Here is a 20,458-nt window from a genome sequence, read left to right as displayed (position 1 = left end):
GAATTGAAAGATTCATAAAAAATGTCATCCTTTCTAGCTAGCTTTTTAGAAAGAATAACGTTTTTTGACACTTGGGGGTAGTGCAAATTCTTAAGTTGATGGGCATGTGTATTCACCCTTTTCTGTAATTACTATGACTGTCATTCACTTAATTACATATTGTATGTACGTATATAATCAAAAATTAACAACTAGCTTTAATAGCGAAGCAAACAGGTGTAAACGTACTAAAAGCAATTATCGATCCGAATAATATCCCTTCTCGCAAAATTTTACTAAGTGTAGGTTTTACATCGGAGAAAGTTTGTGAGATTGATGGATTACCTGGGGAAATTTTGAGCACATACATATAATTCCAATAAAGAAAAAGGCAGCGCTACTTATGTAGCACTGCCTTTTTCTTTATTGGAATAATCCTTTTCCTTTATTCATTTACTTATAAAGTATTGTCAGTTCTTCTTTATGTTCTGTATTTCCACATTATAAATATTTCACGTCAAGGAGAGATGACTGAAATGAATAATCAAAAAATTGAACTTACTGGTCGTATCGTTACACCTAATGATCCTGATTATAATTCAGCGCGTGAAGAATTCAATACATTCTTCAACAAATTTCCGTTAATCATTGTTTTTGCTCAAAATACGCAGGATGTAGTAAACGCTGTTCGCTGGTCAAGGCTACATAACGTTCCTATACGCATGCGCTCTGGACGTCATAATTATGAGGCATTATCCGTCAGTAATGCTGGTCTTGTAATTGATGTAAGTGAAATGAAACAATTAGAAATAGATCACAATAATGGAACTGTAACTATCGGGACTGGATGGAGAAATATTTCTTTAATTGAAACACTTGCAGCTGAAGGGTTAGTTGTGCCGAGTGGTGTTTGTCCTACTCCCGGGATTGCAGGTGTTACTTTAGGTGGCGGACATAGTATTCTCTCTCGTCCGTTTGGATTAACTCTCGATCATTTACTTGAATTAGAAATGGTAGACGCGAATGGTTGTATAATACGCGCTAACGCCAAGTGTAACTACGATCTCTATTGGGCTTCGCGCGGTGCTGGTGGTGGTAACTTTGGAATATGTACTTCGTTTAAGTTTCGAACACATAAAATTAATACGGTAGGATTTGCAGAAATAAGCTGGGGGATATCAGATTTAAAACCTGTATTAACCTCTTGGCAAGAATATACGCTACCTTGCGCTAATAAACGATTTACAACTACTCTTTTTATGTCTGCAGAATTAGAACCATCATTATTAATGCAAGGTGTATTTCTCGGTTCTGTACAAGAATTGCAGTCGCTACTACAGCCATTACTAGAAGCTGGTTCACCAATGCAAGTAACTATCGAAGAAATACCATGGGCAGAAGCAGCAGCGAAAATAGCTGAAAAGCAACCTGCAACACCTTTACCATTTAAAAGTGTTGGTCCATATGTATATGAACTATTACCAGAAGAAGGATTATCCATTATCGATCACTTTATTAATAATGCACCTCCCTTTTCCACCACCTCCGTATTTTTCCACGGATTAGGCGGTGCTGTTGCTGAGGTGCCAAATGAGGCAACTGCTTACTTTTACCGAAAAGCGCTATCAAACATGTCAATATTCGCTACTTGGAAGCAACCAGAAGGTGCCGCTGGAAGTATTCGATGGGTTGAAGACTTCCGCTTAGCGATGCTTCCATTTACAAAAGGTGTCTACGTTAATACGCCTGACCTATCCATTAAAAATTGGCCAGATGCATACTTCAGTTGCAACTTTGACCGAGTAATGGAAGTAAAAGCGAAATATGATCCGAAAAATGTTTTTAACTTTCCGCAAAGTATTCCGCTTTTTTAAACTATATATTCCACCTAATATATTAAAATATAAAACATCCATTTTTTAAATGGGTGTTTTATAAATAAAGTTTACATAATATAATTATTGGTTAATTCTTTTACTAAATATCTATTCAACAATCCAAAGTAACACTTTCTCAAACTCTTTTTTGGACAACATACTTTCGTTTATATAGCCATTCTTTTAATTGTACTTCATCCAAAGCTCCGTTCTCCTCTCATGATCCTTCACACTATATTCGCTCGTTTTTCACAAAAGGTTCATTTTACATGAAAATTTATTTATTACAATAAAAATATAAGGTATATTTTTATGAAAAGGAGGAATTCAAGAATGAATACAGAGGATAAAATTTACGCTGAAAAAGTGTTAAAAAATCTCTTTATCGGATCACAAGTTGATGGATTACAATTTGGTATTTCTTCAGGCGCTATAAAGATTCAATTTACAAACTTTCACGACTCCGTTGATTATGACGAGCAATTATATATCAATATCGAATCAAAATGGTGTTTATTTAATAAACCTCAAAAAAGATACCCATTAAATGAAGATGAATTTGAAGTTTATTCTGAGGAAGAAGAATATGAAAGAATATTTAAGATAAGAAGACAAAAAGTTACCGATATACAACTTGGCTTAGAAAGCCCTCATTTAATTATTACATTAGATAGTGGACAAATTATTTTTTTAAATGGTTTTCATGATTATTATGAATGTTGGCAAGCTGGTGTCCTATGTGAGCAATGGCTTGTAGTCGCTGCACCTGGGAATGAAATCGCCACTTGGGCTCCTGATGCGTTTATCGATAAGTAAACTGTCTTCACGAAGAAGAAACGAAGATATTTTATGAAGTACTATACTAATGAACTACATAATCATTTCTATTACACGTAAACAAAATGACCATTTTGCTTTAATAGAACTCACTTTATTAAAGTTGAAAGGATGATAATGATGGCATGTGTCCATGATTTTGGAATAATTGACGAATTTAATTCTCAAAAAAGTTACAATGATTATACACCAGAGAAATATCATTGTATTTCTGTTAATGATGATATTATCAGTAGTTTAAATCAAAATTTATCAATTATGAAAACTTACTTTCATACAGTCAAAAATCAGGAATACGGTTTAGCTTATTGTGGTATTACAATTATCCCTCCTGAATCTTTAGCAATTCTCTATGAAACAGTTACATCTTCAAAGTTCTTCAGAAAATCTGATGAGCTGAATGAGTTAGCTTCAAAAATTGTACAAGCTACAGCAGAACAGAAGTACATGATCCATTATGGGGTTTAAATGTAATTCAAAAAATGCTTAGGATTTCTCCGAAGCATTTTTTGAATGTTACTAATACATTTATTCCTTAACCATTTAGTCAATGCTTGAGCCTATGGTCCCTTCTTTTACAAGTGAGGGCGCCCCTATTAATCTAAATAAGCGTCTCATTTCCAATCTTCCAGCTAAACCATCTCCCATGCCCTTCTGTTTCTCCAACCGTTTCACGATATTCGTTTCCGTTAATATAATAATCAATATGAAGGTCACGATCCCACATGTTGTTATACAGGTGGAATACATCACGTTTTGCGCCAATTTCTTGTATTTGTTTTTCTAACTTATGTTTTACTTGTTCTTGTATTTGATTTGCGACGTGTGTATGGAAAATACAAATAACAGCTTCTTCACTTATTTGTTCAATAATAGATGATAATAGCTCTACACCGTCTCCTTCTATTAATTGGACAGATTCATTTTTCACTAAAGATGCAGCTTGATCAAACATCTCAAACCTTTCTTTATGCTCTGGCCAAATTAAAGCACGTAACCATAAATAATCTTCCTCATTATGTAAATCATTCACATGTAAGTCCAGTCCGATTCTTTCTACGACAGATGGGCTTTCTTTTAGAAAATGCGGCACATTCTCCCCTCTTATTTCAGAAGTTACATGCACATTTGAATCTATATTTCCGTACATTTCATCCGTCCCGTACGAATAACGATATTGGTCCCAGAACAGTTGCAACCCAGAACTTGTCCCAATTTCAATTAACGCTAACGGCTTCTTCACTTTGTTAAATATGTAGCAGAAACTTGGGTATAAGTATGCGCACCGTCTTACTTCATTTGTTTGAACGAGTTTCGTTTGTAACAAAGTAATGATTTCTTCTCGGTACTCTTTACAGAAATCTTTAAAATGATTAAAAGCTTTATCTAAATTTGTATCAGCATTTTCAACTAAACTACTATAATACGTTTTTAAATGATGTTCTTTCCCTGCTAGCAATAAATAATGTACTGCACCTAATAGTAAGTTTGGGACTGGTTGACCTACCTGAGCATAGGACGATAGTGTAAGTACTTCCTCATCTTCAGCAATTTTCATTGATAAATATTCATATAAATCACTTGACCCTTTACATTCCTTTATTGAAAAGTTTCGAAATAAGTTTGAAATTTGTTCTTTTGTACACATTAGAGTCCCTCCTTTTTATTTTTCAGAATAATCTTACCATTACGGAAAGAATAATCCCATAAAAAGGTACTCGATTTAGTCACTTAAGGATACGTAAGCTTTTTCGAGATAATTTCAAACTGTAATTTTTTTCTATTTACCACCTTAAAAGAGCTTGTTAAATAAGATTTTTAGCGAATAAAACGTTAAATAGTTTAAAATTATCAGATAACACTAGATATTTTAGTCTATTAATTATTATAATAGAGTATGAGATGGTTATATAATTGAGACAAAAAAGGTATACACCTAGGTGGGGCCTAGGCGGTGTTTCTCTTTTACGGCTTAGACATAGAAAACACCTACACTTTTTTGCCAATATAGGGGATGGAGAGATTATCATGAGCAACATGCAGCAAAAAACAGACGTTATCTTAATTGGTGCAGGAATTATGAGTGCAACATTAGGCTCATTACTAAAAGAATTAGCACCAGAATGGGAAATTAAAGTTTTTGAAAAACTCGCAAGTGCCGGGGAAGAAAGCTCTAACGAATGGAATAATGCAGGTACAGGGCATTCTGCGCTATGCGAACTGAACTATACTTCCGAAAAAGCTGACGGATCTATAGATATTAGTAAGGCTGTAAAAGTGAATGAGCAATTCCAGCTTTCAAGACAATTTTGGGCATATCTTGTAAAGAGCAAATTAATTCGTAATCCACAAGATTTTATTATGCCACTACCTCATATGAGTTTAGTACAAGGGGAAAAAAATGTTGAGTTTCTAAAAAACCGTTTTGAAGCGCCTTCAAAAAATCCACTGTTTCAAGGAATGGAATTTTCTGATGCTCCTGAAACATTAAAAAAATGGCTTCCACTCATTATGGAAGGTCGCACATCTAATGAACCGATGGCGGCAACGAAGATTGACTCTGGAACAGATGTTAACTTCGGTGCATTAACACGTATGTTGTTTGATTACTTAAAAACAAAAAATGTCGAGCTAAACTACAAGCATAGTGTCGAAAATATTAAGCGCACGAAAAATGGTTTGTGGGAAGTAAAAGTACACGATATGAATAGTGGTAAAATTGAGCATCATACTGCTAAATTCGTCTTTATTGGCGGCGGTGGCGGTAGCCTACCTCTACTCCAAAAGACTGGTATCCCTGAATCAAAGCATATCGGTGGCTTCCCAGTAAGTGGACTATTTATGGTATGTAAAAACCAAAAAGTTGTAGAGCAGCATCATGCGAAAGTGTACGGTAAAGCTAAAGTTGGCGCTCCGCCAATGTCTGTACCTCATCTAGATACGAGATATATAGACAATAAAAAAGCTTTACTGTTTGGACCATTCGCAGGCTTCTCACCTAAATTCTTAAAAACTGGCTCAAATCTTGACTTAATCGGTTCTGTAAAACCGAATAACGTCTTAACGATGTTAGCCGCTGGTGTAAAAGAAATGGGACTTACAAAATACTTAATTCAGCAAGTTATGTTATCACATGAAAAACGTATGGAAGAATTACGCGAATTCATTCCGAACGCGAAAAGTGAAGATTGGGATATTGTAGTTGCTGGACAACGTGTACAAGTAATTAAAGATACTGATGCTGGCGGTAAAGGAACACTTCAATTTGGTACAGAAGTAGTAAGTGCAGCTGACGGCTCAATCGCCGCATTACTAGGCGCATCACCAGGTGCTTCTACTGCTGTTCACGTCATGCTTGAAGTATTAGAAAAATGTTTCCCAAGCCGCATGGTAGAATGGGAAGAAAAAATAAAAGAAATGATTCCTTCATATGGCATTTCACTAACTGAAAATCCAAGATTGTTCCAAGATCTTCACACTTCTACTGGTCGTACACTTGGATTAAACGAAAAAGAAACTGTTCATAATTAATGCAGAAATAAAAAAACGTCCGATATATTCGGACGTTTTTTTGTCTACTAAAAATTATACTTATCAATATTATCTTTCGTAAATACAACTCGTTCTGGTAATACGATAATTCCGTTCCCTTCTGCCTCATAATCATATCCTTGAATGGAGTTTGGCTCTACTTTCACTTTTCCAATTCCTTTTACTTCGAAGCTATCCCCTACTTTTAACTTCTTCCCTTTTACAACAATTTCATTTGCTACATAAGTTGCCAACGCACCTTGCTGTTTGACATCCCATAATCCGAATTGTTGTACTGTTCCTCGTTTTATATAATCACGCATAACGTTTGGTGTAGAGAAGCCAGTTACGACAACCTTTTTATCCATTTTTAAATTTTCAGCTGCTTGTGCCATTGCTGGGAGTGCTGTTGCATCTGGACAAATAACTGCGTTAATATCTGGATACGTTTTTAATATGTTCTCCCCTACGGTTAAAGATTTTTGTGCATTATTTTCACCGTACTGCGTCGTTACAATTTCCCAGTTCGGATATTTCTTTTTAATAATTTCTTTCGCTTTCGTTACCCATTGGTTTTGATCCGTTACTGTCGGGCTAGAATAAAAGAATGCTACTTTTCCTTTATCTCCAATTTGCTTAGAAGTCATTTCTATTAATAAGTTAGCAAGTTGGTCTGGTGTTCCTTGGCTTATATAAAAAGAACGATCTTTCGGATTCACATCAGAATCCCACGTTAAGACGGTCATTCCTTTTTTCTTAGCACGTTGTAGTGATTGCGATAAACCATCAACTGATGTAGAGGAAACCATAAGTGCATCATAGTTTTGGTTAATAAAATTATTTATATACTTTACTTGCCCTGATACACTCGCTTCAGACGGCCCATCATATTTCACTTGTACGCCTAGCTTCTCTCCCATCTCCTTTGCTCCTTCACCTCCCGATGTGAAGAAACCAACTCCTGTTAATTTCGGAATAAATGCAAATTTCACATCATCAGCCTTTTTCTTATCTGCCGTTTGGCTAGAACACGCAATTAAACCGATTAAACAAATACATACAATCAATACAATCCCTAGTTTTCTCTTCATGACATTTCCCCCTTATGCAAACTCTGTCTTTTCCCCGCTAAAAATTGATGTAATTTGAAATGTCTCATAATAACTGAAAGAATAAGGATAATACCTATTACTACATTGGATTGTTCATTTGTTAAACCCGCCATTTGCAAGCCATACTGCATGAGCCCAATGAAAATACTCGCCAGTACAGTACCGATAATGCTTCCTTTTCCGCCTGTAATAAGTGTACCGCCTAAGACGACTGCTGTAATGATTGGTAATATTGTTTCGCTTCCTATATCAGCACGTGCAGAACCGAAATATGCAGTTAAGAAAGCTCCTCCTAATCCACCTCCTAACCCAGAAAGTATGTAAGCAATGATTACTACTTTCTTCGTCTTAATCCCGGTGTATTTTGCTGCATTTTCATTCGCGCCTGTTAATTGTACGTGGCGCCCATATATCGTTCGGTGAAACAAAATCGTGCATACAATTGTTAATGAAATAAGTAGCCATAATAAATTGGGTATTCCTATAAAACTACCATTTGCTAGTTGTACATAAGTATCAGGTAAACCGCTTATCCCTTCATATCCAGAAGCACCCGCCCCTCCTGAAACGACAAGCGCAATTCCTCCGTATAAAAACATCGTTCCGAGTGTAACGACTAGTGGTTCTACATCTGTCATTTTTATAATGAGTCCATTTAAAGCTCCTGCTAAGCAACTGACTATAAGTGCCATTATTACTGCTAGTAAAATATGAATTCCATTCATCCAAAACACACCAATTAAAATCGAGGTTAGCCCCATAATTGATCCTACAGATACGTCAATTCCTCCTGTTACAATAACGAAAGTCATTGGAATTGCCGCGATTGCTATGAATAGAAAATCATTTGTACTAAAAAGGAGATTACTAATATTTAAGAAATCACTATTTATTAAACTAAAAAGGATGAATTCTACAAGAAGTAATACAATTAGAACCCCTTCCCATCTATATACATACTTCATAGATTCATCCTCCTTTCTGCTTTCCACCTCTTCATGACGCTATCTAATATGATAATAAGTAATAGTAAAAAACCTGAAATAGCATTATTCCAAAATGCTGGTATTTTTAAAAAGACGAGTGAGCTACTTATTGTTTCTAAAAATAACGCTCCTAATGCAGCTCCAAATAAAGATCCTGTTCCTCCTTTTAAATGAATTCCTCCTAGTACAGCGGCTGCGATTACTTGTAATTCTAATCCTGTACCTGTTTGATTTGGGACGAACCCGATATTCATAACAAATATGCAACCAGCGAGCGCAGCGCTTATGCCTGAAATCATAAACGCATATATCTTCACTTTATTAACAGGTATACCAATAAGCCTCGCGCCATCTTCATTATCACCTACCGCATAAAAGTATCTTCCCAATGGCACTTTTCTTAAAAAGAAGTATAGTAGTAGTAAAATAATAAGAACGAACCATACAGTTATAGGTAAACCAAGAATGACGATAGATGACAGCTGTTTAAAATGGCTTGGAATATCTTCAATCCACTTCCCGCCTGTGAAAATTAACATTGCACCTCTAATAATTCCTAACATGCCTAATGTCATAATAATGGCTGGTACCCGAAACTTCGCAACCCCAATACCATTTACGAAACCGATAATGGCCCCAAGTATAATAGCAGCAAATATCGACAAGAATGCACTATACCCATTCGTTAACATCATTCCGCAAACTGCTGCGCTTAACCCCATGCTTGAACCAACTGATACATCTATATTTTTCGTAAATAAGACGAACGATTGACCGATTGCTAGCACGACTAAAATAACGCTTGATTTTATCAGTAAAGATAACGAGTTAAATTGAATAAAAATAGGGTTTATCATTCCTACAATAGCTATATAAATTAGTAGTAACAGTATGATAGACGTTTCATGCATTTTTAACATACGTTTCATTCCGCTACACCTCCGTATGCAAGGCGTGTAACTTCATTCACAGTCAGTTGTTCTTTTTCCATATGAGAAACAAATCGCCCATTTCTCATTACATATACACGGTTTACTAATTGGACAATTTCTTCAACATCTGAAGAGATTAATAAAATTGCAAGTCCTTCCCTTTTCATTTTTTCTATTGTCTCATACACTTCAAGCCTTGCTTTCGCATCAATTCCGCGAGTCGGCTCATCAAGAATAATAATTTTAGGATTACATGCAAGATACTTCGCAAGCACGACCTTCTGCTGATTACCTCCTGATAAAGATGCCAGTTCTTTATTCATATTCTGTACAACAATTCGGAATTGTTCTATAAACGAATTAACTAAAGCGCTTTCTTTTTCTTGATTTATAAAAAAGCGATTATTTTGATATAAACTTGCCGCTGCAATATTTTCTTTAACAGAAGCAATTGAGAAAATTCCATTCCTCGCCCTATCCTCTGGCACATAAACTAGTCCTTCATCTAGCCTTTTATGCAAAGAACACGTATCAATTGATTTTCCACCCAATAAGATAGACCCTGATTTTATAGTTTTCAATCCAAATATCGCTTCTGCTAATTCCGTTCTGCCAGATCCTATAATGCCAGCAACACCTACAACCTCACCCGCATGTACAGTGAATGATATATTTTCGAATGCGTGACCATTTATATCAACCACTTCTAATATTTTTTTCGTCTTTGCTGTCTCTTGAACTACTTCTATTTTCTCTTTCTGTTTATATCCTTTTGGCAATAGTCCCTCCATCAGCATGTCATATGTATAGTCACATACATCACCTTGGCTTACAACCATTCCATCACGTAGTATTGCTACTTTGTTGGAAATTTCAAAGATTTCTGGAAAACGATGCGTAATATAAATCATCCCAATTCCTTTTTCTTGCAAGCTTTTCATCAGCACAAAAAGACTCTTAATTTCGTGTGTTGTTAATGTCGATGTTGGCTCATCTAGAATAAGAATCTCAGCTTCTCTTATTAATCCTCTAATGATTTCTACTAACTGTTGCTGCGCAATAGATAACGATTCTCCCTGTTCATTAAGATCAATATCCCAACTTAAACTGTCAATTAATTGCTGAACTTTTACTTTAAGCTTCTTTCTATTCCCCTTTAATCCAATACATATATTTTCTTCAATGGTCATATGCGGAAAAATGAGCGGTTCTTGTGGTATTAAATAAATCCCTTCTTGGTGTGCTTCTTTTGGATTTGCAAACTGCTGTCTCTTTCCTTTCACATACATTTCTCCACTATCATACGAATATAACCCCGTTAATATTTTCATTAATGTTGATTTCCCGGCGCCATTCCCCCCCACTAAAGCGTATATATCTCCGCGCTCTACTTGTAAGTTCACTTCTTTTAATACAAGTTGATTTAAAAACGCCTTACTCATTTTCTTTACTTGTAATAAAGGTACGTTCTCCACATGATGTCACCTGCCTTTATCCAGAACATTTTTTGAGAAAATGATTATTTGTTCTACTTGTTTTGTAGCATTGTATATTCCTTTTTTCATATCTAGAACACTTTTTTCAATGTACTATTAATCGTTTCAACTGGAATAAACAAAATATGTGACACATATGTTTAAGCATTGGTCAATTGTTGAAAGGGATGAAGAGTATGTCACAGCTGAACTTTGAAGAAAATTTATTAACTAAAGTAGCCTGGTACTATTATAAAGATCAATTAACACAACAAGAGATTGCTGCACTTCTTCATATTTCAAGAAATAAAGTCGTCCGGTTATTAGATAAGGCACGCAGTGAAGGCATCGTTACATTTCACGTAAAAGGAACCGGTTTGCATTGCTTGAGCATTGAACGTGACTTAATGAAAAAGTTCCACTTAAAAGATGCTTTCATTATCCCTACTCCAATAAACAATTATGCTACTTCTCTCGGAAAAGCCGCTGCACAATATTTAGAGACTCATCTCCAACAAGGTGATTTACTCGGCATCGGCTGGGGTGAAACGATAAGTAAAATGCTAGAAAACATTCATTTTGAAAGTTCTATTAATCTTTCATTCGTAACGCTAACAGGCGGAGTAAACCACTATCTCCCAAGAAAACAAAACTATTTACACTACATGCAAGGTGATCTTCATATTATTCCTACTCCTTTTCTAGCATCTTCTACTGAAATGGCACGAAGTATTTTATCAGAACCAAGTGTGAAAGATATGCTTCATGTCGCTTCACTTGCACATACAGCAGTTGTCGGTATTGGCGGGTTATCTCAAGACGCTACAATTGTAAAAGAAGAAAAATTAACACTACGTGAGATGACATATATTCGTAGTCAAAACGGTGCTGGCGATATTTTAGGACAGTTTTATAATACGAATGGTGAGTTATTAGAGCTCTCGCATCACAATCGTCTAATTGGCACGCCTCTCTCTATTTTACGCAATATGAATCATGTCGTCGGTGTTGCTGGAGGTATAGAAAAGATAGATGCAATTTATGGTGCCTTAAAAGGAAAGTTTATTCATACATTAATTACCGATGAGGAAACTGCCCTCTCCTTATTACGAAAGGATGGTGATTGTTAATGTCCCATTTATTAGCTTTCGATGCTGGTACAGGAAGCATTCGAGCAGTTCTTTTTGATTTACATGGGAATCAAACTGCAGTAAGTCAAAAAGAATGGATTCACAAATCTGACCTTCGTTATCCAGGATCTATGAACTTTGATGTAATAGAAAATTGGAAGCTAGTACAAGAATGCACGAAAGAGGTTCTTCAAAAAAGCAATACCCCTGCCTCTTCTATTCTTGCTATTAGCGCTACAAGTATGCGAGAAGGTTTTGTTTTATATGATAAACATGGGCAAGAAATATGGGCATGTGCAAATGTTGATGGCCGTGCATCCGCTGAAGTTAGTGAGCTAAAAGAAATCCGCTTACATCTTGAAGAAGATTTATACAGAAAATCTGGGCAAACTTTTTCATTGAGTGCTTTACCTCGCCTACTCTGGATAAAAAAACATGAACCCGACGTCTATAATAATATTCACTCTTTTACAATGTTAAACGATTGGATTTTATATAAACTAAGCGGCGTACTGCAAATTGATCCCTCAAACGGATGCACGTCAGGTATTTTTGACTTACAAAATAGAGTGTGGGATAACGATGTCGCTAAGGAGTGCGGTCTATCTTTGCCATTTTCACCAACAGTAAATGAAGCTGGTACAGTAATTGGCAACGTTACAAAAGAGTGTGCAGCATTAACTGGATTACGTGAAGGGATTCCTGTCGTCGCCGGGGGGGGAGATGCTCAAATGGCATCGCTCGGAACAGGAATCGTGAAACCGAATCAAACGTTAATATGCGGGGGTAGCTTTTGGCAACAAGAAGTGAATGTTACTGAGCCAATAACAGATCCACATGCTGCGATTCGAGTAAATTGTCACGTCGTTCCGAACCTATGGCAATATGAAACAATCGCCTTTTTCCCAGGTCTCGTTATGCGCTGGTTTCGAGACGCTTTTTGCCAAGAAGAAAAGAAACTTGCTGATAAACTCGGTGTAGATGCTTATGAATTACTAGAAGAACAAGCGAAAGACGTACCTGTCGGTTCACATGGCATTATCCCTACTTTTTCAAACGTTATGAACTACATTTCTTGGCGTCATGCCGCACCTTCTTTTTTAAATTTAAGTTTAGACGCTGACAAATGCGGAAAAAAAGAACTGTTTCGTGCTATTGAAGAAAATGCAGCCTTCATTACACTTGGAAACTTAAAATTAATAAAAAATCTAACTGGCACATTCCCTTCTGAAGTTATTTTTGCTGGCGGTGCCGCTAAAGGAAAACTATGGCCACAAATTCTATCAGACGTACTCGGTATTCCTGTAAAAGTACCTGTTGTGAAAGAAGCAGCTGCTTTAGGAACTGCGATTGCTGCTGGAGTTGGTGCTGGCATATATTCATCTATGGAAGAAACTGCCGAAGAGTTTGTACAGTGGGAGCAAACATTCGAACCAGTTACTGAAAATCACGAACTATATAAAGAGTTCTATGAAACATGGAAAACTGTATATGACAGTCAGCTCGCTTTAGCTGATAAAGGGCTCACCTCACATATGTGGATTGCGCCTGGTGCACTGTAACACATTACATAAAGGAGTGAACTGTATGTTAAAAGCGAATGAAAATGACTTCTCCTATCGCTTCGGTGATAACGGACCGAAATATTTAATACAAGGTCCAAATATTGATCTTGGCCTTGTTGTCATTCAACCGGGCCAGGAGTTTCAAAACCATTATCATACGACGTGCGAAGAGGTCTTTTATGCATTAGAAGGTGAAATAGACTTCTATGTAAATAACGAAAGAGTTCCAATTAAACAAGGTGATGTCCTGCAAGTTCGTCCTCATGAATCTCACTATCTTATTAACCATTCTGACAAACCTTTTAAAGCTGTTTTTATTAAGTCACCACATTTACCAAATAAAGATACGGTACAAACGGAAAATCCAACATTAACGAAGGAGTGATTTGGAATGACTTGGGGATTTAAAAATCGATTAAATACAATTTTACCTGATGGTAGAGCGGTAATGTTAGCGATAGATCACGGCTACTTTTTAGGACCAATTCACGGGCTTGAACAGCCACTTGAAACTGTTAAAAACTTACTTCCTTACACGGATTCTCTCTTTTTAACGCGTGGTGTACTTAGCTCCTGTATTCCTGAAAACTGCAGCACACCGATGGTTATGCGTGTATCTGGCGGCGCTACTGTCGTCGGTAAAGATTTAGCGAATGAAACAATTGTTACACCTGTAAAAGAAGCAGTGAAGCAAAACGCAATTGGCGTTGGCGTTTCTGTTTTTGTCGGATCAGACTATGAAACACAAACTGTTACAAATCTCGCAAATGTAGTCTCTGAAGCTCACGATTACGGCCTACCTGTACTCGGCATTACCGCAGTCGCAAAAGAATTACAAAAACGTGAAGCTCGCTTTCTAGCACTTGCTTCCCGCGTATGTGTTGAAATGGGTGCTGATATTATTAAAACGTATTACTGCGAAGGATTCGAAAAAATAACGAGCACATGCCCTGCCCCAGTCGTCATCGCGGGTGGCCCAAAACTAGATTCAATTGAAGACGCATTAAACATTACGTACAATGCGCTGCAAGAAGGCGCAATTGGAGTAGATATGGGCCGAAACATATGGCAATCCGAGCACCCAGCTGCGATGATTCAAGCGATACATGGCATTGTAAAAAATGGATTGAATGTGAAAGAGGCACTTGAACTTTATGATGATGTGAAGAATTAAAGTAAAAAAGACAGACTATTTATTAGTCTGTCTTTTTTACTTTACAGTGAAACTTTCTTAATCCGTCTTCTAATATGATACATATTTAAATTTATACACCTTCAAATGATTACTCTTGATGATTACTATTAAGCTTTGAAACTTTCTTATCTTCTCTATAATCAAGACAAGACACTTCAATTAATAAGCCATTAAATACTGTAAAATAAAAACCATAACTACAACCTCTCATCGAATAAGGTTCCTTGTCTATTTCAATGCCGCCGGCTACTAAACGATTATATGCTTGATCCACTTCACTTGATGTATCCACTAAAAAACCAATATGAAAAGCTTCCGGATACGTAACTTCCTTATTCCCTTTAAATGCTTTTGGATCACTTAGTACAAGTATAAAACCACTCTCATCACTCATGACTACAAGTGCTTTCCCTTTTTGCTCCAAAAATTGAAAATCAAAAAATGTTTCAAAGAAATGTCTCGCTTCCGATAAATCATCAACACATAAATTTAAATGATTCAGCTTCATGTACTCATCTCCTTTTAAACTGAGCGTATATGGATTCATTTTTTTCATAACACTTAAATATGTAAGGGAAAATATTCAAGCGTTCCGTCTAAGACTATGCTTTATAAGTCTAATATTTTTTTCTATAGCCTAGAACGTTTTTTAAATGAATGAAAGATTTCCTATCATTCCCATCCCCCCAGTAATAAAAAAGAGGATACATGTTTGCTTCTACAACATGTATCCTCTGCTTGTATATTACAACTGTTGATAAGCTGATTTCGATGATTTCACATAATAAACCGCATGATCCACATTAATAATATGATCTGGTTTTGGTTTACCACGGCCCGCTCTATGTCCAGCTAAGTGTTCTTCACTTGTTTCCCAGTTTTTCCATGCTTCTTCCGATTCCCAGCGAATCATTACGACAACTTCTTCGTCGCCGCGTCTTACTTTTTTCACGAGAACACTTAAATCGATGAAGCCTTCAAATTTTTCAATAATACCTTCTCCAGTGAAACGTTCTACAACTATATTTGATGTACCTTCTTTTACTGTAAATGTTTTCGTTTCGATAAACATATATCCCACTCCCTCTTTGTAATACGAATACTAGTATTCTTCTATTATAATTGATTATGATAATTATTTTCAATTGTAAAGTTTTAATTTTTTGAATTATGCTGATTTCTTTTCTATCGCCTCATCTAAAAATTTGAAATATGGAAGTAACATCCCTATTAAAGAGGTGACACATATAATTGCACCGATGATTACATATAGCGCTCTTACTCCCCACATTTCACTCAATATTCCCCCTACTAACACACCTAACGGCATAGCGGATCGTATGAAAAATAAACGCACTGAAAATACTTGTCCTATCATATTATTCGGGACGATTTGTTGACATATTGTTGTGTTATGAACATTGAAAAATGCAATACAAATCCCTGCTATTACTTCAATTAGTATTGCAATGATAATACTATGATTGAACCCTAGCGAAATGTATGTGAGTCCCCCTATAAACAATCCCCCAAGCATAAGTATACGCCGGCTTTTATATGTTACTTTTCCGACTACTACTGAGCCAATTACGTAGCCAAGTGGAAAACCTGCCATAAAATAGCCGTACTCTGCATATCCCGCTAACAGCTCGTCTTTTATATAAGGAAGATTTGTGACCATCGTTACCCCTACTCCAAACTGCACGAAAGTATGAAATATACCAAGCCAAACGATGATTGGTTTTGTAAAAAAATATGTAAAACCTTGAAGAAATTGTTCTAGCCACGTTTTTCGTATATCTGTTGTAATTCTCTTTTCTTTTATATAAAGTAAGAAAGCACCACTAACAAATAGACAAATACATACGAAAGATAATGTAAGTTCTGTTCCAATGAAATGAATGACTACTCCACCTAATACTGGCGCAAGAAACATCATGAGACGAGTCATTCCATCAATATACGCATTTGCGTCTTGAAGTTGTCCTTGACCTACAATGCTCGGTGTAATTGCTTGACTTGCAGGTGTATAAAGAGGTGTAATAAGTCCCACTACAATTTGAACAACATAAATGTGCCAAACTTCTATACTACCTGTAACTAGCATCACCAAAGGTAATAAGAATACGGACGCCCGTATCCATTGTGAAAAAATCATAATCCACTTCCGGCTCCATTTATCAATAAATGGGCCACTTATTAATTGCAGTATGAGTGATGGGATGAAATATAATAGCCACATACTACTTAAAGCCATTTCCGATCCTGTTAACTCATATACTAGAATTGAATTACATAACGTTCCGAAAGCCCCTCCTAATTCAGAGATTGCACTACCAATCCACATAAAAAAGAACGAACGATTTTTCAATATATTTTTCAATTTCACACACCAACTTTTCTTTTATATTCCTCCCTTTATGTACATTCTCGTTGTTAATTATCTATTCAAAAACATATCTAATTCTTTCGCTAAAGACTGTACTGCTTTCTTTCTTAATACATATTTTCCGTCATGTATATCAACTAACTTCGCTGCACGTAACAATTTCAAATGATGGTGTACAGTCGATTTACCAAGCTGTAATCTTTCCGTTATTTCCTGTAATGTACGTTCTTTTTCAAATAACATTTTTACAATTCGCAATCTCGCCTCATCCCCAAGAGCCTTATGTTTTTGAACTAAAAAATAATTCGGTCCATACGGATCTTCAGGATGAATGCTTTCATTCGCAACTGGATAATGAAATACTTTCGTATCATCAATATCCGCTTCAATATTCCACGGTCTGTACGTCATTTGCGGAATAAGAAGTACGTGATGAACACTTGGCTCTGGCATATAGTTCACTCCGCCAGTCGCCCACTCGACAAACTCTTCCGGCTTCATCTTTTTATTCATTTCATTTTTCGCTTCATAATCTCGTTTTAATATAGAAAGTATTTGTTCTTCCTCTCTTTTAATAACACTCTCATACCAACCTGTCATAACAGCGATTAAATGCGATTTCAGCACTTGTACATCTACATTACATATAAAGCTAATATAAGTAGAAAAAAACTGATGATTATCTGTTAGTTCCTTTAGTTCGTGTATTGCACATACAACTCCCGTTGCAGCTAAACGTCTTTTCTCTTCATACTTCTCTCCTAAAAACGGTAAACATATAAATTTCAAATCTTCTTCTGAAAATGAATCAATTTTAAAATTAAACTGCGATAAATCTTGAAAATCCTCTTCATACAATAACTGGAGTAATGCTTTCCACGTATTATGTTCTTCTACAAACTGTAAGTGTTCTCTCATTTCTTCTGTTAATGCTTCCTTAATTTCTTCCCATTCATTTTGACTCTTTTCAAGAGTATCAATTAACCTTTTATGAGTAATCGCAGCAATGCCAAGTGCACATTCGAAAAGTATCGAATATTTCACCTGAACGTTGTATGTTTCCCTTTTTCTGCTCGTTATGTGATAGACCTCCATTTTTATCCCCTCCTTGTTTGCTATATAATATATTCTATTTTTATCGAATTTTACCTTCTATATTTTTAGAACCGTTTTGCAACTTTAAAAAAACTTTAATCAATGAGCAAACAAAAAAAGGTTTATACTCTTTTCATTCTGACTCAATGAAAGCCTTGATTATTAAATATCATATTAAAAATGAGATTTTTTAATGGCTCAATTATACGTTGTATTTCACTCTCTTGTTCAACTATAGAGAAGGTTTATTAAAGAGAAGAGAGAAATTATTTCATTAAGAAAAATGAGCAGGAGGCTATAAGAATGAGAAGAAAAGAAATGTTGCAAAATGGAGTCCAACAAGTTTTTTACGAGGAAGAATGGTACCCACCGATATCTGAAGCGTTAAAAAATCTTACTGCTGAACAAGCATGTTGGAAACCAGAAGGTGCTGCCAGTAATACGATTTGGGAAAATGTGAACCATTTATTAATTTTTAAAGAGCGCTTACTTTCCCGCTTACATGAAGATAATACATTTGTTGCTCCACAAAATAATGATGAAACCTTTATCCAAGGTGAGCCTAATGATGATGACGCTTGGCAACAAACAGTAAAGCGAACGCTTCAAGTACATGATGCCTTACAATCTTCATTAACCGCCCTTCAAGAAGCAGAACTAGATCAACTAAGTCCTTCTCTACCAGTTTGGCAACAATATATGAATATCCTTTTGCATGATGCTTATCATACAGGACAAATTATACAGCTTCGGAAACTTCAAGGTTCATGGCCAACTCACCGTTCTTATTTATAAAGTGAAATTTTAATCAGCTCTTACCAATCGGGATTTTGCGGGCAGCCCATCCCCACTTCTTTGCTTTCCCTGAATTTTGAGGTAAAAGTCTTACTGCCCGTTAATCCGGGATAAACGATGTTTAAAATCGCATACGTTTAATATCCAACAAAACAATTGAAAACAACTAATTGTTCGATAATTACTGCGATTACTCAAAATAAAGCAAATTAAAATACATTGATTCCTAACATAACTTACATGCTTCATAACTTCTAATCATAATCCAAATTTGGAAGAATAGATGCTTTTTTATATACAAATAATAAGCCTCAAGGAGTTGTTGACATGCATTTCATATTGAATATGTTAGGGATTTTCGTTGTCATATTAATCGTTTTCTTATGTTCGCCTAATAAAAAACATATAAAATGGAGACCAATTGTAATTCTCATCCTATTGGAGCTTTTTATTACATGGTTTATGTTAGGCACAAAGCTCGGCAGTATTATCATTAATAAAATTGCGTCATTTTTCAGTTGGCTACTAGCATGTGCGAATGAAGGTATTCGATTTGCATTTCCTTCAGCTATGGAAAGTCAGCACATTGATTTCTTCTTTAGTGCGTTACTTCCTATCATTTTTGTTATTACTTTTTTCGATATTCTATCTTATTTCGGAATCTTAACTTGGATTATTGATAAAGTAGGTGCAGTTATTTCAAAGATTTCTCGTTTACCAAAGTTAGAAAGTTTCTTTTCGATTCAAATGATGTTTTTAGGAAACACCGAAGCACTTGCGGTTGTTCGTGATCAATTATCTGTGTTAAAAGAAAATCGATTATTAACTTTTGGAATTATGAGTATGAGTAGCGTTAGCGGATCCATTCTTGGCGCTTATTTATCAATGGTGCCAGCAACATATATTTTCAGTGCCATTCCATTAAATTGTATTAACGCATTAATTTTAGCCAATGTATTAAATCCTGTGGAAGTTTCGAAAGAAGAAGACGTTGTTTACACACCTTCAAAACATGAAAAAAAGGATTTCTTTTCTACTATTTCAAACAGTATGTTAGTTGGGATGAATATGGTTATCGTTATTTTAGCTATGGTAATTGGTTATGTAGCTTTAACAGCATGTTTAAATGGGATTTTAGGATTTTTTGTAACGGGGTTAACAATTCAAAAAATCTTCTCCATTATCTTTAGTCCTTTTGCATTTTTACTCGGTTTATCAGGCAGTGATGCTATGTATGTAGCTGAATTAATGGGGATCAAAATAACGACGAATGAATTTGTTGCAATGATGGATTTAAAATCAAACTTAAAGTCGTTACAACCGCATACGGTTGCGGTTGCAACGACATTTCTAGCTTCTTTTGCTAACTTTAGTACAGTAGGTATGATTTACGGAACTTACAATTCATTATTTGGCGGAGAAAAATCATCAGTCATCGGTAAAAATGTTTGGAAGCTTCTTGTTAGCGGGATGGCTGTTTCTTTATTAAGTGCTATGCTCGTTGGGCTATTTGTATGGTAAATAATTTTTATAAAAAAAGACACCCAAGCCAATTGAGTG

Annotated in this window: 19 protein-coding genes and 1 pseudogene; 11 read left to right on the top strand and 9 right to left on the bottom strand. The window is 35.7% G+C overall.

The window, feature by feature from the left end; all coding sequences use genetic code 11:
* Positions 1-188: 188 nt before the first annotated feature.
* The 4 genes and pseudogenes from ACS2CR_RS24105 to ACS2CR_RS24090 all read left to right on the top strand — a co-directional run.
* Positions 189-353: pseudogene (locus tag ACS2CR_RS24105) on the top strand (GNAT family N-acetyltransferase); the annotation flags it as partial.
* A 162-nt stretch (positions 354-515) separates the two neighbouring features.
* Positions 516-1,853 carry an FAD-binding oxidoreductase gene (locus ACS2CR_RS24100; protein WP_053514291.1) on the top strand — a complete coding sequence of 446 codons (1,338 nt, stop codon included), beginning with the start codon at positions 516-518 and terminating at the stop codon, positions 1,851-1,853.
* Between the two features lie 336 nt (positions 1,854-2,189).
* Positions 2,190-2,672 (top strand): hypothetical protein, encoded by a 483-nt coding sequence (locus tag ACS2CR_RS24095; RefSeq protein WP_048567554.1) that lies wholly within the window; start codon positions 2,190-2,192, stop codon positions 2,670-2,672.
* A 138-nt stretch (positions 2,673-2,810) separates the two neighbouring features.
* Positions 2,811-3,161 (top strand): hypothetical protein, encoded by a 351-nt coding sequence (locus tag ACS2CR_RS24090; RefSeq protein WP_053514290.1) that lies wholly within the window; start codon positions 2,811-2,813, stop codon positions 3,159-3,161.
* Positions 3,162-3,294: 133 nt separating this feature from the next.
* Here the strand turns inward: ACS2CR_RS24090 and ACS2CR_RS24085 are convergent, their stop codons facing one another.
* Positions 3,295-4,341 carry a DUF2332 domain-containing protein gene (locus ACS2CR_RS24085; RefSeq protein WP_000337436.1) on the bottom strand — a complete coding sequence of 349 codons (1,047 nt, stop codon included), beginning with the start codon at positions 4,339-4,341 and terminating at the stop codon, positions 3,295-3,297.
* A 380-nt stretch (positions 4,342-4,721) separates the two neighbouring features.
* On the opposite strand from ACS2CR_RS24085, the gene ACS2CR_RS24080 reads away from it, so the two are divergent.
* Complete coding sequence (locus ACS2CR_RS24080; protein ID WP_153602664.1) at positions 4,722-6,224, top strand: malate:quinone oxidoreductase; 1,503 nt, start codon at positions 4,722-4,724, stop codon at positions 6,222-6,224.
* Positions 6,225-6,271: 47 nt separating this feature from the next.
* Here the strand turns inward: ACS2CR_RS24080 and lsrB are convergent, their stop codons facing one another.
* From lsrB to ACS2CR_RS24060, 4 genes are read right to left on the bottom strand one after another with little or no spacing between them, the layout of a single operon-like run.
* Complete coding sequence (lsrB, locus tag ACS2CR_RS24075; protein ID WP_053514289.1) at positions 6,272-7,315, bottom strand: autoinducer 2 ABC transporter substrate-binding protein LsrB; 1,044 nt, start codon at positions 7,313-7,315, stop codon at positions 6,272-6,274.
* Positions 7,312-8,301 (bottom strand): ABC transporter permease, encoded by a 990-nt coding sequence (locus ACS2CR_RS24070; protein WP_053514288.1) that lies wholly within the window; start codon positions 8,299-8,301, stop codon positions 7,312-7,314. Before ACS2CR_RS24070 ends, lsrB begins: the two co-directional genes overlap by 4 nt.
* Entirely contained in the window at positions 8,298-9,251 is a 954-nt protein-coding gene (locus ACS2CR_RS24065) for an ABC transporter permease subunit (RefSeq protein WP_016110196.1), read from the bottom strand. The genes ACS2CR_RS24070 and ACS2CR_RS24065 overlap by 4 nt, the downstream gene beginning before the upstream one ends.
* The gene (locus tag ACS2CR_RS24060) at positions 9,248-10,729 is read right to left on the bottom strand and encodes a sugar ABC transporter ATP-binding protein (protein ID WP_053514287.1); all 1,482 of its coding nucleotides are present in this window, start codon (positions 10,727-10,729) and stop codon (positions 9,248-9,250) included. The genes ACS2CR_RS24065 and ACS2CR_RS24060 overlap by 4 nt, the downstream gene beginning before the upstream one ends.
* 197 nt (positions 10,730-10,926) lie before the next feature.
* Between ACS2CR_RS24060 and ACS2CR_RS24055 the strand changes: the two genes are divergently transcribed.
* The 4 genes from ACS2CR_RS24055 to lsrF are packed head-to-tail and all read left to right on the top strand — an operon-like array spanning position 10,927 to position 14,598.
* The gene (locus ACS2CR_RS24055) at positions 10,927-11,859 is read left to right on the top strand and encodes a sugar-binding transcriptional regulator (RefSeq protein WP_053514286.1); all 933 of its coding nucleotides are present in this window, start codon (positions 10,927-10,929) and stop codon (positions 11,857-11,859) included.
* On the top strand, positions 11,859-13,421 hold the full coding sequence (gene lsrK / locus ACS2CR_RS24050) for an autoinducer-2 kinase (protein WP_140164522.1): 1,563 nt from the start codon (positions 11,859-11,861) through the stop codon (positions 13,419-13,421). The genes ACS2CR_RS24055 and lsrK overlap by 1 nt, the downstream gene beginning before the upstream one ends.
* Before the next feature lie 25 nt (positions 13,422-13,446).
* Positions 13,447-13,809 (top strand): cupin domain-containing protein, encoded by a 363-nt coding sequence (locus ACS2CR_RS24045; protein WP_000909986.1) that lies wholly within the window; start codon positions 13,447-13,449, stop codon positions 13,807-13,809.
* A gap of 6 nt (positions 13,810-13,815) precedes the next feature.
* Positions 13,816-14,598, top strand: coding sequence for a 3-hydroxy-5-phosphonooxypentane-2,4-dione thiolase (lsrF, locus tag ACS2CR_RS24040; protein ID WP_000219782.1), 783 nt, complete (start codon positions 13,816-13,818; stop codon positions 14,596-14,598).
* 109 nt (positions 14,599-14,707) lie between these two features.
* Here lsrF and ACS2CR_RS24035 read toward each other — a convergent pair whose 3' ends face one another.
* From ACS2CR_RS24035 to ACS2CR_RS24020, 4 genes are all read right to left on the bottom strand, one after another.
* Entirely contained in the window at positions 14,708-15,127 is a 420-nt protein-coding gene (locus ACS2CR_RS24035) for a VOC family protein (protein ID WP_053514284.1), read from the bottom strand.
* A gap of 237 nt (positions 15,128-15,364) precedes the next feature.
* On the bottom strand, positions 15,365-15,691 hold the full coding sequence (hmoA, locus tag ACS2CR_RS24030; protein ID WP_000469497.1) for a heme-degrading monooxygenase HmoA: 327 nt from the start codon (positions 15,689-15,691) through the stop codon (positions 15,365-15,367).
* A 96-nt stretch (positions 15,692-15,787) separates the two neighbouring features.
* A complete protein-coding gene (locus ACS2CR_RS24025) occupies positions 15,788-17,008 on the bottom strand; it encodes an MFS transporter (protein WP_074643725.1) in 1,221 nt (406 codons plus the stop codon).
* 51 nt (positions 17,009-17,059) lie between these two features.
* The gene (locus ACS2CR_RS24020; protein WP_000454543.1) at positions 17,060-18,103 is read right to left on the bottom strand and encodes an ArsR/SmtB family transcription factor; all 1,044 of its coding nucleotides are present in this window, start codon (positions 18,101-18,103) and stop codon (positions 17,060-17,062) included.
* Between the two features lie 303 nt (positions 18,104-18,406).
* Between ACS2CR_RS24020 and ACS2CR_RS24015 the strand changes: the two genes are divergently transcribed.
* Together ACS2CR_RS24015 and ACS2CR_RS24010 are read left to right on the top strand one after the other, a co-directional pair.
* Entirely contained in the window at positions 18,407-18,898 is a 492-nt protein-coding gene (locus ACS2CR_RS24015; RefSeq protein WP_053514283.1) for a DinB family protein, read from the top strand.
* Positions 18,899-19,225: 327 nt separating this feature from the next.
* Positions 19,226-20,419 (top strand): NupC/NupG family nucleoside CNT transporter, encoded by a 1,194-nt coding sequence (locus tag ACS2CR_RS24010; protein WP_000545484.1) that lies wholly within the window; start codon positions 19,226-19,228, stop codon positions 20,417-20,419.
* Positions 20,420-20,458: the final 39 nt, after the last annotated feature.

It is taken from the genome of Bacillus cereus group sp. BceL291 (assembly GCF_051776705.1).
GTDB lineage: Bacteria > Bacillota > Bacilli > Bacillales > Bacillaceae_G > Bacillus_A > Bacillus_A cereus.
The sequence above is the reverse complement of the archived record's forward strand: the minus strand, read 5'-3'. Positions and strand labels throughout refer to the sequence as shown.